Origin of the sequence: Kitasatospora sp. NPDC056783 (genome assembly GCF_042789895.1) — a bacterium.
Classification (GTDB): domain Bacteria; phylum Actinomycetota; class Actinomycetes; order Streptomycetales; family Streptomycetaceae; genus Kitasatospora.
Genome location: NZ_JBHUAF010000028.1, coordinates 1 through 14,000, shown reverse-complemented (window position 1 = coordinate 14,000; position 14,000 = coordinate 1). Strand labels below are relative to the sequence as shown.

Below are 14,000 nucleotides of genomic sequence, written 5' to 3'. Positions count from 1 at the left end.
CCTCCACCGCACCCCGCACCCCGCACTGCGCACTGCGCACCCCGCACTGCGCACCGCGCACCGAGGCCGGACCCGCGTCAGAGCGCGCAGCCCTGGGTGTCCACCCGGACGGAAGCCGCCCCGCCCCGCTCCACGTCCTCGCGTACCTCGGCTGCGGTCAGCACGTAGCCGGTGTCCGCACTGTCCAGGGACTTGGCGAAGACCACGCCGTACACCTCCCCCTCCGGGGTGAGCAGCGGGCCGCCGCTGTTGCCCTGACGGACCAGCGAACGAACCGAGTAGACGTCCCGGACCACCTGGCCGCGGTGGTAGATGTCCGGGCCGTTGGCCTGGATCCGGCCGCGGATGCGGGCCGGCTGGACGTTGAAGGCACCGTTCTCCGGGAAGCCGGCCACGATCGCGCTGTCGTTGGTCTTCGCCTCGCCCGCGAAGGAGAGCGCCGGAGCGTTCAGCTTGGGCACGTCCAGGACGGCGATGTCACGCTGCCAGTCGTAGCGGACCACCGTCGCGTCGTACAGCTGGCCGACGCCGCCGATCTGCACGGTGGGCTCGCTGACCCCGCCGACGACGTGGGCGTTGGTCATCACCCGGTGCGGAGCGAAGACGAAGCCGCTGCCCTCCAGGGTCTTGCCGCAGGAGGTCGCCGTGCCGACCACCTTGACCAGGCTCTGCCGGGCCCGCGCCACCGCCGGGCTGGCGGCCAGTGCCGGGTCGGGGCTGTCGACCTGGGTGATCGGCTCGTGCTCGAAGGGGTTGAAGACCTGCGGGAAGCCGTTGCGGGCGAGCACCTTGGAGAAGTCCGAGAACCAGTTCGGCGCGTCGCTCGGCAGCGCGTTCTGCACCCCGCCGAGGACCGACGAGGAGCGGACCTGCCGGGAGACCGTCGGGAGCGAGGCCCCGGCCAGCGCCGAACCGATCAGCCAGGCCACCAGCAGCATCGAGACGACGTTGACCACGGCGCCGCCGGTCGCGTCCAGCACCCGGGCCGGGCGGCGCCCGATGTGCCCGCGCAGCTTCCAGCCGAAGTGCGCGGTGATCGCCTGGCCGATCGCGGCCAGGACGATCACCACCACGACGGCGACCACCGAGGCCGTGGTGCCGGGGCCGATGTGGTCGAGCAGCAGCAGCGGCAGCAGTTCGACGGCCAGCAGGCCGCCGCCGAGGAAGCCGACCAGCGAGAGCACACCGACCACGAAGCCCTGCCGGTAGCCCGACACGGCGAAGGCCACGGCCGCGGCGAGCAGCAGCACATCCAGGACGTTCACTCGGACACCCTCCCACGCGCCGCGGGCCGGACGCGCCGACGATCGGTCACGAAGTGCCGGCGTCGGTGCCCGGCAGGACCCGGGAGTGTTCGGGGTCCCCCTGGACCAGGGCCAGCGCGTCGTCCGGCAGGTCGACGACCCGGGACTGGTCCCAGGGCAGCTCCAGGCCGCTGTGGTGCAGCACCCGGTCGATCACCCCGGCGGTGAAGCCCCAGACCAGCCGCCCGGCGACCTCGAAGGCCGGTCCCAGGAGCCCGGACGGCTGGCGCAGCCGCACCCGGTTCGCCGGGTCGGCCAGCTCCGCGATGGGCACCCGGAACACCGCGCCGGTCTCGCCCTCGTCCACCGGGTGCACGGGCGACTCCTCGCGCCACCAGCCGAGCACCGGGGTCACCACGAAGCGGCTCACCGGGATGTACAGCCGGGGAAGCTCCGCGAACACCTGCACCCCGGCCGGGTCCAGGCCGGTCTCTTCCTCGGCCTCGCGCAGCGCCGCCGCGATCGGGCCCGGGCCCTTCGGGTCACCGTCCTCCGGGTCCAGCGCACCGCCCGGGAAGGACGGCTGACCGGCGTGCGACCGCAGCGAGCGGGCCCGCTCGATCAGCAACAGGTCCGGCCCGTCCGGCCCCTCGCCGAACAGCATCAGCACGGCGGCCGGGCGACCGCCCTCGACCGGTGGCAGGAAGCGGCTCAGCTGCTCCGGCAGCACCCGCTCGGCCGCCACCCGGACCGGCTCCAGCCAGCCCGGCAGGCCGTCCAGCTCGATGCCCCGGGCCACGCTCGACTCGCTCATGCGCCCACCGCCAGGTCCGCGACCCGTCCCCGGTGGGCTTCGGCGTCCGCGCGCGCGGCGGCCTCGCCGGGGAAGTCGGCGGGCGGCCGCAGCCGCTGCCCGGGCTGACCGCCCATCTCGTACTTCAACAGCTTGCGTGCCTTCTCGGGATCGGTCTCCCCCTCGCCGTACGAGGGGCAGAGCGGCGCGATCGGGCAGGCGCCGCAGGCGGGCTTGCGGGAGTGGCAGATCCGACGGCCGTGGAAGACCACCCGGTGCGAGAGCATCGTCCACTCCGACTTCGGGAAGATCTCGGTGACGACCGCCTCGACCTTCACCGGGTCCTCCTCGGTGGTCCAGCCGAACCGCCGGGCCAGTCGCCCGAAGTGGGTGTCCACGGTGACGCCGGGGACTCCGAAGGCGTTGCCGAGGACGACGTTGGCGGTCTTGCGGCCGACGCCGGGCAGGGTCACCAGGTCGTCCAGCCTGCCGGGGACCTCGCCGTCGAACTCGTCGCGCAGCGCTATCGAGAGGCCGATCAGCGACTTCGCCTTGTTCCGGAAGAAACCGGTCGGCCGGATGACCTCCTCCAGCTCCTCCGGGTTCGCCGCCGCCATGTCCTCCGGCGTCGGGTACTTCGCGAACAGCGCCGGGGTGGTCTGATTCACCCGCAGGTCGGTGGTCTGCGCCGACAGCACGGTGGCCACCAGCAGTTGGAAGGGGTTCTCGAAGTCCAGCTCCGGATGCGCGTACGGGTACAGCTCCGCCAGCTCCCGGTTGATCCTCCGGGCCCGCCGCACCATCGCCAGGTGCGACTCCGGCTTCCTCGGCTTCACCGCCGCCTTCTTCGCCACCGGCTGCTCCGCCGCGGCCTTCCGGACCTTGCTCTGTGCCATGCACGAAGGCTACGCCGAGCGGCGGACCGCTCGGGGCCGATCAAGCACGGAAACCGGTTCCGGCAGGGCCTGTTGTCCGATGAGGTCCGCCCGTGACCATCACCTGACAGGGGGAGAGTGCGGATGATCGGGGTCCTGCCGGCCGAGGACACGAGCGTGGTGCGCGGCGCGCTGACGGCCCTGCTCGCGTACGAGGAGGACCTGGAAGTCGTCGCCGACGTGGAGCGCGGGGACCTGATGGTGCCGGCGGCCCTGACGGTCCGGCCGGACGTCGCGGTGACCGACGTCCACCTGCTCGGGCTGGACGGGCTGCGGGCGGCGGCCGACCTGCACGAGAAGCTCCCCGGGTGCCGGACGCCGGTCCTCACCCGACTGGTGCGACCGGCCCACCTGCGCGCCGCCTTCTCCGCCCGTGCGCTCGGCTTCCTCGGCCAGGACGCCCCGGCCCGGGACCTGGCCGCCGCGCTGGCCAGGACCGGGGGCCACGGCCGGGTCGGACTCAAGGGCTCAAGGGCTCAAGGGCTCGGGAAAAGCGGGAAAAGAATGTCCGGCCGGAGCGATGAGTTCTGCGGCGAACCCCGGTCTACCCCTGCGACCGACTCGTACGACGGAAGGAACGTCCATGAGCACCGTGGTCTCCACCGACGGCACCGTCCTCGCCTGCTCCGTGACCGGCTCCGGCCCGGCGGTCGTCCTGGTCGACGGCGCGCTGTGCCACCGCGGGATGGGGCCGGGCGCCGCGATCGCCGAGCAGCTGGCGGCGCACCACGCCGTGTGGACCTACGACCGGCGCGGGCGCGGCGGCAGCGGGGACACCGCGCCGTTCGCGGTGGAGCGCGAGATCGAGGACCTGGCCGCGGTCATCGCGGCCGCGGGCGGCTCGGCCCACGTCCTCGCCGTCTCCTCGGGTGGCGCGCTCGCCCTGCGGGCCGCCGCCGCGAACGTCGGGATCACCCGGCTCGCCGTCTACGAGGTGCCGTTCAGCACCGGGGAGACGCAGCGCGAGCGCTTCGACGCGTACGTGGCCGAGCTGACGACGGCGCTGGCCGAGGGACGGCACGGGGACGCCGTCGCCGCCCTCATGGTGTTCGCCGGGGCACCGGCCGAGATGGTGGCCGGGATGCGCGGCGCGCCGATGTGGCCGGCGTTCGAGGCGGTCGCGCCGACCCTGGCGTACGACGCGGCGGCGCTCGGCGACCGGACCGGCGCGGCCGTCCCGGTCGAGCTGCTGGCCGCGGTCGCGGTGCCGACCCTGGTCCTGGACGGCGGCGCCAGCCCGGAGACCCTGCGGGCCCCGGCCCGCGCGGTGGCGGCGGCCGTGCCGGGCGCCGAGTACCGGACGCTGGACGGCCAGACCCACGAGGTGGCGGCCGAGGTGCTGGCCCCGGAGCTGCTGAAGTTCTACGTCTGACGAGCGTCCGCGGCCACCCGCCGCACCGCCCCGCGATCCCGTACCGCGGTGGGCGGTTGCCCGTTCGATCGGCTCGCACGGAGGTTCGACCATGGGGTGCTCGCGGGCTCCCGCCACCGGCGCCGCCCGGTGCCCCGCCGGTACGAATGGCCCCGCACGGCACACCTCGGCACACCCCCTCCTCATATGATCGGAGCGACATGCGCCATGCTTGGTGACGCAGAACACTGATCGGAACTTGCGCCGGACGGCCCACCCGCCGAACGGCCGAGAAGGAGGAAGCACGTGGACGACGTTCTGCGGCGCGCCGCACTCTTCGCGGCACTCGACGACGAACAGGCCGGCGAGCTGCGCGCTTCCATGACCGAGGTCACCCTCGCCCGTGGGGAGTCGCTGTTCCACGAGGGCGACCCGGGCGACCGGCTGTACGTCGTCGCGGAGGGCAAGGTCAAGCTGCACCGCGCCTCGCCGGACGGCCGCGAGAACATGCTGGCCGTGCTCGGCCCCAGCGAGATGATCGGCGAACTGTCGCTCTTCGACCCGGGCCCGCGCACCGCGACCGCCAGCGCGCTGACCGAGGTCAAGCTGCTCGGCCTCGGCCACGGCGACCTCCAGCCCTGGCTGCACGCCCGCCCGGAGGTCTCCATCGCGCTGCTGCGGGCCATCGCACGCCGCCTGCGCCGGACCAACGACGTGATGTCCGACCTGGTCTTCTCCGACGTGCCCGGCCGCGTCGCCAAGGCCCTGCTGGACCTCTCCCGCCGCTTCGGCGTGCAGTCCGAGGAGGGCATCCACGTCGCCCACGACCTCACCCAGGAAGAGCTGGCCCAGCTGGTCGGCGCCTCCCGCGAGACGGTCAACAAGGCACTCGCCGACTTCGCCGGCCGCGGCTGGCTGAAGCTGGAAGCGCGCGCGGTGGTGCTGCTGGACGTCGAGCGGCTGTCGCGCCGCTCGCGCTGACGTCCCGCGACGCGAAGGGCCCGTCCGCTCGGACGGGCCCTTCGGCGTCACCGGCCCCTGGTACTCCCGGCCGCGGGCGTCACCGGCCCCGGGCGTTACCGGCCTCGGGCGTTACCGGCCTCGGACACTCACGGCCCCTGACGCCCACAGCCCCTGACGCCCAAGGCCCCGGGCCTTCGAGATCAGTCGAGCTCGGGGATCAGCCCGTGCTCCTCCAGGTAGTCCAGCTGGGCCCGCACCGACAGCTCGGCGGCCGGCCAGAGCGCCCGGTCCACGTCCGCGTAGACCCGGGCCACCACCTCGGGCACGGTCCGGTGGCCCGCCTCGACCGCGGTCTCCACCTGGGCGAGCCTGGAGGCCCGGTGGGCCAGGTAGTAGTCGACGGCGCCGAGCGCGTCCGCGAGCACCGGTCCGTGGCCGGGCAGCACGGTGCGCACGCCGTGCTGGGAGGCCATGGCGTGCAGCCGACGCAACGAGTCCAGGTAGTCGCCGAGCCGTCCGTCGGGGTGGGCGACCATCGTGGTGCCACGGCCGAGCACGGTGTCCCCGGTGATGACCGCGCCGTCGTCCGGCAGGTGGAAGGTCAGCGAGTCCGAGGTGTGTCCCGGGGTGGCCACCACCCGCAGGTCCAGGCCGCCGACGTCCAGGCGCTGGCCGCCCACCAGGCCCTCCGAGCCCAGCCGGTGCGCCGGGTCCAGGGCCCGCACCTCCGAGCCGGTCAGCTCGGCGAAGCGGGCCGCGCCCTCGGAGTGGTCGGCGTGACCGTGGGTGAGCAGGGTCAGCGCGATCCGCTGACCCCGTTCCTCCGCCAGGTCGATCACCCGGCGCAGGTGGCCCTCGTGCAGCGGGCCCGGGTCGATCACCACCGCGAGGTCCGAGCCGGGCTCGGCCAGCAGCCAGGTGTTGGTGCCGTCCAGCGTCATCGGCGACGGGTTCGGTGCCAGCACGCACAGCGCCCGGGAGGTGGCCTCACCGCCGACGACGGCGGCGGGGTCACCCGGCAGGAGTCCGCTCACCGGCTGCCCCCGCCGTCTCGGTGCAGGGTCCGCAGCGGCAGCGCCCGGACGAGGGCGCGTCGTGCCACCTCGACGAACGCGGCCTGGCTGTCGCAGGCGGGGGTGCGGGGGATCAGGCGGCGGGCGGGCATCTCGGGTGCCGTCCGGCGAGCCACGTCGTTGTGGGTCATCGGGCGTCCGTCCTCTCTCTGCGTCGGTACCGGAAGGTCGTGCGGGTCGCGTGGGTCACGTGGGTCGTGCACGTCGCGTGGGTCGTGCGGGTCGTGCGGGTCACCCGGGTCGTGCGGGTCGTCCGCGTGGTCCGGGTCATGGGGACCGCTCAAGGGTCCTCGGGGAACTCCCCGTCGATGGTCAACTCCTCGTAACCGGGCCAGCGGACCGTCAGGCGGTCCCCGCGGACCTCGGCCCGGCCCAGCACCGGCTCCAGCCCGCGCCCGGAGGCCGCTGCCAGGGCCTCGGCGGCGGTCCGCACCGAGGACAGCTCGCGCAGCACCGTCACGGTCGGCGGCAGCATCCCGAACCGGCCCTCCCGGTGGCCCCGCACCGCCTCGGCCGGGGTCAGCCAGGCGACCCGGTCGGCCTCGCCGACCTCCAGGGCCGCGCGCTGTCCGGCCGGCAGCGCGGCGACGAAGAACCAGGTGTCGTAGCGCCGGTCCTCGAACTCCGGGGTGACCCAGCGGGCCCAGCCGCCCAGCAGGTCGCTGCGCAGCACCAGGCCGTGATCGCGGAGGAACTCGGCGAAGGACAGCTCGTGCGCCTCCAGCGCGGCCCGCTCGGCGGACCAGTCGCGCGGCGCGGCGACGCTCTCCGCGTCCGGGCCGGCCAGCAGCACGCCGGCCTCCTCGAAGGTCTCGCGGACGGCCGCGCAGACCACCGCCCGCGCCGTCCGGGCGTCCACCCCGAGCCGTCGCGCCCACTCCTCGGGCGCCGGCCCGGCCCAGCCCGGCTCGACCTCGGCGTCCCGCGGGTCCACCCCGCCGCCCGGGTAGGCGTACATCCCGGCCGCGAACGCCATCGAGGTGCGTCGGCGCAGCAGGTAGGCCTCCGGCCCCTCGGCGGCGTCGCGCAGCAGCACCACGGTCGCCGCGGGCCGGGGCACCGGCGGGGTCACCGCGCCGGATGCGACCGCCCGGATCCGGGCAGGCCAACCGGGCGGCATCGGGAGCGTCGTCGCTCGAGGGTCCATGCCCGGATGCTAAGCGCACGGAGGCGGGGTTGGACAGATCCGTCCCCGCCTCCGCGATCACACCCGGTCGGTCTCGGCCGACCTCGATCGGATTCAGGCGGCCTTGACGCGCACCACGATCTCGACCTCGACCGGGGCGTCGAGCGGCAGCACCGCGACGCCGACGGCGCTGCGGGCGTGCGTGCCGGCGTCGCCGAGCACGCTGCCGAGCAGCTCGCTGGCGCCGTTGACGACGGCCGGGACGGCGATGAAGTCCGAGGCCGCGGCGACGAAGCCGACCACCTTGACGACCTGCTCGACCAGATCGAGGTCACCGACCACCGACTTCACGGCGGCCAGGGCGTTCAGCGCGCAGATCTGCGCGAGCTCCTTGGCCTCCTCCGGGGAGACCTCGGCGCCGACCTTGCCGGTGGTCGGCAGCTTGCCGCCGACGACCGGCAGCTGGCCGGAGGTGAAGACGAGGTCGCCGGTCCGCAGGGCCGGGACGTACGCGGCGACCGGGGCGGCCACCGGCGGCAGGGTCAGCCCCAGCTCGGCGAGCTTCTGCTCGACCTTGCTCATGCGTTCTTCTCCCGCTTGAAGTAGGCCACCAGCTGCTCCGGGTTGGGGCCGGGCACGACCTGGACGAGCTCCCAGCCGTCCTCGCCGAAGTTGTCCAGGATCTGCTTGGTCGCGTGCACCAGCAGGGGCGCCGTCATGTATTCCCACTTGGTCATGGCCAGACTCTAGACGAGCCGTCGCGGCGATCCGAGCCGCCCGCCGCGAGGCGTGTGAGGTGGGGCACAAAGCGGGCATGATCGGGCCTGGCGGCCCAGGCACTCCGGGCATCCGGTACGGTCCCTGGTTACCCTCGCGGGAGGGCACCCTGGTGAGGAGGGGCACCCCCCGCCAGGAGGGGACGCCCGGAGGACGAGGACGGACGGAGACGGAGCGTGGCACGCACCCCCGGCCAAGCGGCCCGGCGCGACCCCGACTGGGAGGGCGTCCGGCTGCACGTGGTCAGCGGCAAGGGCGGCACCGGGAAGACCACGCTGGCCGCGGCGCTGGCCCTGGCGCTCGCCGCCGACGGCGGCCGGGTGCTGCTGATCGAGGTGGAGGGCCGGCAGAGCATCGCCGAGCTGTTCGGGATCTCCGCGCTGCCGTACGAGGAGCGCCGGATCGCCTCCGTCTCGCGCGCCCAGCTGGGGCTGGCCGCCGGGGAGGGCGGGCCCGGCGAGGTCTTCGCGCTGGCGATCGACACCGAGCTGGCGCTGCTGGAGTACCTGGAGATGTTCTACAAGCTCGGCCGGGCCGGGAAGGCGCTCCAGAAGGTCGGCTTCGTCGACTTCGCCACCACCATCGCGCCCGGTGTGCGGGACGTCCTGCTCACCGGCAAGGCCTGCGAGGCGACCAGGCGCAAGGAGCCGGACGGCCGCCGGCGCTACGACGCGGTGGTGATGGACGCCCCGCCGACCGGCCGGCTGACCCGCTTCCTGAACGTCAACGCCGAGGTCGCCGGGCTGGCCAGGATCGGCCCGATACACACCCAGGCGCAGGCCGTGATGCGGGTGCTGAAGTCGCCGGAGACCGCGGTGCACCTGGTCACCCTGCTGGAGGAGATGCCGGTGCAGGAGACGGTCGACGGCATAGAGGAGCTGCACGAGGCGAAGCTCCCGGTGGGCGGGGTGATGGTCAACATGGTCCGGCCGCCGGTGCTGGACGCGGCGGCGGTGGCCGCGGTGGACGGGGACCACCGCGAGGACGTCGCCCTGGCGCTCGGGGAGGCCGGGCTCGGCGGCCGCCCGCGCACCGCGGAGAAGGTCCGGGCGGCGGTGGAGCCGCTGCTCGACCCGCTGCTGGACCAGGCCAGGGAGCACGCCGAGCGGGTCGAGCTGGAGCGCGCCCAGCGCGCCGACATCCAGCAGCTGCGGCTCCCGACGTACGAACTGCCGTTGCTGGGCGAGGGCGTGGACCTCGGCGGGCTGTACCGGCTGGCGGGCGAACTGAAGCGGCAGGGGGCGGCATGACCTCGAACGGGGTGCGGAGCACCGGGAAGCGGCTCGCCGTGGACGAGCTGATCGACGACCCGAAGACCAGGATCATCGTCTGCTGCGGCTCCGGCGGGGTCGGCAAGACCACCACCGCCGCGGCGCTCGGCCTGCGGGCGGCCGAGCGCGGCCGCAAGGTCGTGGTGCTGACCATCGACCCGGCCCGCCGGCTCGCCCAGTCGATGGGCCTGACCGAGCTCGACAACACCCCGCGGGTGGTCAAGGGGGTCTCCGGCGAGGGAGAGCTCCAGGCCATGATGCTGGACATGAAGCGGACCTTCGACGAGGTCGTGCTGGCCCACGCCGAGCCCGCCCGGGCCCGGGCGATCATGGAGAACCCCTTCTACCAGTCCCTGTCGGCCGGCTTCGCGGGCACCCAGGAGTACATGGCGATGGAGAAGCTCGGGCAGCTCCGCGACGCCGAGGAGTGGGACCTGATCGTCGTGGACACCCCGCCGTCCCGCTCGGCGCTGGACTTCCTGGACGCGCCCAACCGGCTCGGGTCGTTCCTGGACGGCCGGGTGATCCGGATCCTGACCGCCCCGGCCAAGGTCGGCGGGCGCAGCGCGATGCGGTTCCTGAACGCCGGGATGGGCCTGCTCACCGGCACCCTGGGCAAGATCTTCGGCGCCCAGCTGCTCACCGACGTGCAGACCTTCGTCAGCGCGATGGACTCGATGTTCGGTGGCTTCCGCGAGCGCGCGGACCGCACGTACCAGCTGCTCAAGGCGCCGGGCACGGCGTTCCTGGTGGTGGCCGCGCCGGAGCGGGACGCGCTGCGGGAGGCGGCGTACTTCGTGGACCGGCTCGCCGCGGACCGGATGCCGCTGGCCGGGCTGGTGCTCAACCGGGTGCACGGCACGGGCGCGCCCCAGCTCACCGCGGAGCGGGCACTGGCGGCCGCCGAGGCCCTGGAGGAGAACGGTGCGGAGCACGCCTCGCCGGAGGCGGAGCTGCTCGCGGCCGGGCTGTTGCGGCTGCACGCCGAGCGGATGCAGATCATGGGGCGCGAACGCCGTACCCGCGACCGCTTCGTCTCGGTGTACCCGGACGTGCCGATCGTGGAGGTGCCGGCACTGCCGGGCGACGTGCACGACCTGGACGGGCTGCGGGCGATCGGGGACCGGCTCAACGGCGCGGTGTAGTCCGCCCCGACGGCGCGGTGTGGTCTTCGCGGTCGTCGCGGTGTGGTCTACCCCGACGGCGCGGTGTGGTCTTCGCGGTGTGGTCCGCACGGTGCGGCCTTCGCCCGCGGGCCGACCGGCCCGGACCGCGCGGTGCGGCCGGGCTCAGCCCGCCTGTGCGTAGTCCGTCAGTATCACGCCGGTCGCGAGGGACTCCTCGTACTCGGTGCGGGCCGTCTCCAGCAGCCTCCGCCACGAGATGACCGTCGGGCGACGGCGCAGCAGCGCGCGGCGCTCGCGTTCCGTCATCCCGCCCCACACCCCGAACTCCACCCGGTTGTCCAGAGCGTCCGCGAGGCACTCCGTCCGGACCGGACAGCCGCTGCACACCGCCTTCGCCCGGTTCTGTGCCGCCCCCTGGACGAACAGTTCGTCCGGATCACTCGTGCGACAGGCGGCCTGCGCACTCCAGTCGTCTACCCAGCCCATGCCGGCGCCGTCCTCTCCCGTATTCGAGGCTCCCCCACGGCGGCAACGGCATATTCACCGTTGCCAGTTGAGGACGTTACGGAAGAACGACAGCTTGCAACAGCCCCTTCGGGCTCAATCTCGAATGACCCGATTGGACTATGGGTGGCGATCAGCTCACTCGTTGGAGTGATCGCAGGTGGCACCACTTGCCAGGGGTGGAGCCCCCACTCTCGCCGCAGACGCCGTCACGGAGCGCAACCGACCACACGGGCACAGCAGGCCACAGCTGCCCCAAAACCCAGTCATCGCCGGGCAATTCGGGCAAGTCTCCTCGCCCACAAGAGTGAATGATGTTGACGCACCGAAGCTGTCGCAAGCTTGTGACAAGCCTAGGCGAACACCTGCCCCTGTGCGTGGGATTCCGCGACGTAGGGTTCTCCCCATGGCACCGAAGAGCCCCCAGGCACCCCAGCCCCCAGGCAACGCCGGAGCTCCGCGCGGCAGGACCGGCGGATCAGCGTCCGAGCACGCGAGCAACGGCCTGAAGTTCCTGGGCGTCAGCGTGCTCTCCGGAGTCCTGCTGGCCGGTCTCGCCCTGCCCGCCGTCGGCGCCATCGGGCTGACCGCCAAGGACACCGCGGACAGCTTCGACAACATCTCGGACGACTTCAAGACCCCTCCGCTCACCCAGGCCACCCAGATCTTCGACGCCAAGGGTGGCCTGATCGCCAAGGTCTACGAGCGCGACCGCACGGTCCTGACCGCCGACCAGATGTCGCCGTTCATGCGGCACGCCCAGGTGGACATCGAGGACGCCCGCTTCTACGAGCACGGCGCCGTCGACCTCAAGGGCATCCTGCGCGCGATCAGCAAGAACGCGGAGAGCGGCACCACCTCCCAGGGCGCCTCGACGCTGACCCAGCAGTACGTCAAGAACGTCAACGTGGAGAAGGCCGGCGACGACCAGGCGGCCGTCCTGGAGGCCCAGCGCAAGACCCTGGGCCGCAAGATCCAGGAGCTGAAGGTCGCCATCAAGCTGGAGGAGGACCTGTCCAAGGACCAGATCCTCACCAACTACCTCAACATCACCTTCTACGGCCACCAGGCCTACGGGGTCGAGGCCGCCTCCCAGCGCTACTTCAGCAAGAGCAACAAGGACCTGACCGTCGCCGAGGCCGCCACCCTGGCCGGCATGGTGCAGAACCCGTCGTCCTTCGACCCGGTGCGCTACCCCGAGAACACGGTCAAGCGCCGCAACGTCGTGCTCGACAAGATGCTGGAGAACAAGCACATCACCGCCGACCAGGCGAAGGAGGCGAAGGCCGCCCCGCTGGGTCTGAAGTACAAGGACCCGCAGAACGGCTGCATCACCGCCCAGGCCGGGATGGGCTTCTTCTGCGACTACGTCCGCCACGTGGTCAAGCAGGACCCGGCGTTCGGCAAGAGCTCCGAGGAGCGCAAGAAGCTCTGGGACACCGGCGGTCTGAACATCTACACCACGCTGGACCCGGACAAGCAGGCCGCCGCCCAGAACGCGGTGACCAAGCTGGTCAACGTCAACGACCCGGTGTCGGCCGCCGCGACCATGATGGAGCCGGGCACCGGCAAGATCCTCGCGATGGCCCAGACCCGGCCGTACGGCCTGGACAGCAACAAGAACCAGACCGTCGTCAACCTCAACGTCGACGCGGCGATGGGCGGCGGCAACGGCTTCCAGCCCGGCTCGACCTTCAAGCCGATCGTGGCCGCCGCCGCGCTGGAGAACGGCATCCCGGCGACCCAGCAGTACAAGTCGGAGAACCGCATCGAGTGGCCGACGATGAAGACCTGCGAGGGCACCTGGAAGAACACGGAGAAGGGCAAGGCCCGGACCGTGCCCAACGAGTCCGAGAACGAGAAGGGCCCGTACGACCTCAAGACGGCCATGGCGATGTCGGTGAACACCTACTTCGTCGAGATGGAGGCCGAGATGGGCCTCTGCCCGGTGAAGCAGATGGCCAACAAGCTCGGCATCACCGCCCGGGCGAGCGGCAAGCCCCTCGACGAGGTCCCCTCGATGGGCCTCGGCGTGCAGGAGATGTCCCCGCTGACCATGGCGAACGTCTACGCGACCTTCGCCGCGCGCGGCAAGTACTGCTCCCCGATCGCGATCAACAAGATCACCGCGGTGGACGGCAAGGAGGTCCCGGTCCCGCAGTCCTCGTGCAGCCAGGCCTTCTCCGAGAGCACCGCCGACTCCCTGAACACCGTGCTGAGCGGCGTCACCGAGAAGGGCACCGGCAAGGACCTCGGTCTGGACGACGGCCGCCAGATCGCCGGCAAGACCGGTACCTCGGACGAGAAGCGCGCCGCCTGGTTCAGCGGCTACACCCCGCAGCTGGCCACCTCGGTCTGGCTCGGCGGCCCGGCCGGCGGCGTGCCGATGAAGAACATCAAGATCGGCCCGACCTACTTCCCCGAGGTCTTCGGTGCCAGCGGGCCCGGTCCGATCTGGCGCATGGCGATGAACCAGGCGCTGAAGGGCTCCCCCGTGGAGCAGCTGCCCACCGCGAGCATCCCGGACATGCAGGCGGCCACCCCGCCGGCGAGCACGAACACCACACCGGCGGCCGACCAGAACACCCAGCCGGCCGGCAACCCCCCGCCGCCGCAGCAGACCCAGGGCCCGGGCCAGGGCGGCAACCCCGGCAACGGCGGCAACGGCGGCGGCAACCAGGGCCTGCCCGGTGGGCTGCCCACCGGACTGCCGGGCGGGTTCACCCTCCCGCCGATGCCCGGGAACGGGAACGGGAACGGCGGCCGCCACGGCGGCGGCAACGGGAACGGCTGAGCCGCTCGACCAGCGGAGAAGGGGCGCCCTCCAGTGCGGAGG

Annotated in this window: 14 protein-coding genes and 1 pseudogene; 6 read left to right on the top strand and 9 right to left on the bottom strand. The window is 72.8% G+C overall.

Annotation, left to right across the window (positions count from 1 at the left end; all coding sequences use genetic code 11):
* Positions 1-77 precede the first annotated feature (77 nt).
* The 3 genes from ACFRMQ_RS07085 to nth are packed head-to-tail and all read right to left on the bottom strand — an operon-like array spanning position 78 to position 2,933.
* The gene (locus tag ACFRMQ_RS07085) at positions 78-1,265 is read right to left on the bottom strand and encodes a MarP family serine protease (protein WP_380727818.1); all 1,188 of its coding nucleotides are present in this window, start codon (positions 1,263-1,265) and stop codon (positions 78-80) included.
* 46 nt (positions 1,266-1,311) lie between these two features.
* Positions 1,312-2,058, bottom strand: coding sequence for an NUDIX hydrolase (locus ACFRMQ_RS07080; protein ID WP_380727816.1), 747 nt, complete (start codon positions 2,056-2,058; stop codon positions 1,312-1,314).
* Positions 2,055-2,933: an endonuclease III gene (gene nth, locus ACFRMQ_RS07075; protein WP_380727814.1), complete on the bottom strand. Its 879-nt coding sequence runs from the start codon at positions 2,931-2,933 to the stop codon at positions 2,055-2,057. The genes ACFRMQ_RS07080 and nth overlap by 4 nt, the downstream gene beginning before the upstream one ends.
* Positions 2,934-3,056: 123 nt before the next feature.
* Here nth and ACFRMQ_RS07070 point away from each other — a divergent pair.
* From ACFRMQ_RS07070 to ACFRMQ_RS07060, 3 genes and pseudogenes are all read left to right on the top strand, one after another.
* Positions 3,057-3,341, top strand: a pseudogene (locus tag ACFRMQ_RS07070) (response regulator); the annotation flags it as partial.
* 214 nt (positions 3,342-3,555) lie between these two features.
* A complete protein-coding gene (locus tag ACFRMQ_RS07065; RefSeq protein ID WP_380727812.1) occupies positions 3,556-4,344 on the top strand; it encodes an alpha/beta fold hydrolase in 789 nt (262 codons plus the stop codon).
* Positions 4,345-4,629: 285 nt separating this feature from the next.
* Positions 4,630-5,304 carry a Crp/Fnr family transcriptional regulator gene (locus ACFRMQ_RS07060; protein ID WP_030288117.1) on the top strand — a complete coding sequence of 225 codons (675 nt, stop codon included), beginning with the start codon at positions 4,630-4,632 and terminating at the stop codon, positions 5,302-5,304.
* Between the two features lie 182 nt (positions 5,305-5,486).
* Here ACFRMQ_RS07060 and ACFRMQ_RS07055 read toward each other — a convergent pair whose 3' ends face one another.
* The 5 genes from ACFRMQ_RS07055 to ACFRMQ_RS07035 form a co-directional block, all read right to left on the bottom strand.
* The gene (locus ACFRMQ_RS07055) at positions 5,487-6,320 is read right to left on the bottom strand and encodes an MBL fold metallo-hydrolase (protein WP_380727809.1); all 834 of its coding nucleotides are present in this window, start codon (positions 6,318-6,320) and stop codon (positions 5,487-5,489) included.
* Complete coding sequence (locus ACFRMQ_RS07050) at positions 6,317-6,490, bottom strand: hypothetical protein (RefSeq protein WP_380727807.1); 174 nt, start codon at positions 6,488-6,490, stop codon at positions 6,317-6,319. The genes ACFRMQ_RS07055 and ACFRMQ_RS07050 overlap by 4 nt, the downstream gene beginning before the upstream one ends.
* A 149-nt stretch (positions 6,491-6,639) precedes the next feature.
* Positions 6,640-7,506, bottom strand: a complete 867-nt coding sequence (locus ACFRMQ_RS07045) for an NUDIX hydrolase (protein ID WP_380727805.1) — start codon at positions 7,504-7,506, stop codon at positions 6,640-6,642.
* A gap of 93 nt (positions 7,507-7,599) precedes the next feature.
* Positions 7,600-8,067 (bottom strand): RidA family protein, encoded by a 468-nt coding sequence (locus ACFRMQ_RS07040; protein WP_380727803.1) that lies wholly within the window; start codon positions 8,065-8,067, stop codon positions 7,600-7,602.
* Positions 8,064-8,222, bottom strand: a complete 159-nt coding sequence (locus tag ACFRMQ_RS07035; protein ID WP_094743074.1) for a DUF4177 domain-containing protein — start codon at positions 8,220-8,222, stop codon at positions 8,064-8,066. The genes ACFRMQ_RS07040 and ACFRMQ_RS07035 overlap by 4 nt, the downstream gene beginning before the upstream one ends.
* A gap of 216 nt (positions 8,223-8,438) precedes the next feature.
* Here ACFRMQ_RS07035 and ACFRMQ_RS07030 point away from each other — a divergent pair, with 216 nt between their 5' ends.
* Entirely contained in the window at positions 8,439-9,512 is a 1,074-nt protein-coding gene (locus ACFRMQ_RS07030; protein ID WP_380727801.1) for an ArsA-related P-loop ATPase, read from the top strand.
* Positions 9,509-10,678, top strand: coding sequence for an ArsA family ATPase (locus tag ACFRMQ_RS07025; RefSeq protein WP_380727799.1), 1,170 nt, complete (start codon positions 9,509-9,511; stop codon positions 10,676-10,678). Before ACFRMQ_RS07030 ends, ACFRMQ_RS07025 begins: the two co-directional genes overlap by 4 nt.
* Before the next feature lie 144 nt (positions 10,679-10,822).
* Here ACFRMQ_RS07025 and ACFRMQ_RS07020 read toward each other — a convergent pair whose 3' ends face one another.
* On the bottom strand, positions 10,823-11,146 hold the full coding sequence (locus ACFRMQ_RS07020) for a WhiB family transcriptional regulator (protein WP_030240986.1): 324 nt from the start codon (positions 11,144-11,146) through the stop codon (positions 10,823-10,825).
* 424 nt (positions 11,147-11,570) lie between these two features.
* Here ACFRMQ_RS07020 and ACFRMQ_RS07015 point away from each other — a divergent pair, with 424 nt between their 5' ends.
* Positions 11,571-13,958 (top strand): transglycosylase domain-containing protein, encoded by a 2,388-nt coding sequence (locus ACFRMQ_RS07015; protein ID WP_380727797.1) that lies wholly within the window; start codon positions 11,571-11,573, stop codon positions 13,956-13,958.
* Positions 13,959-14,000 lie beyond the last annotated feature (42 nt).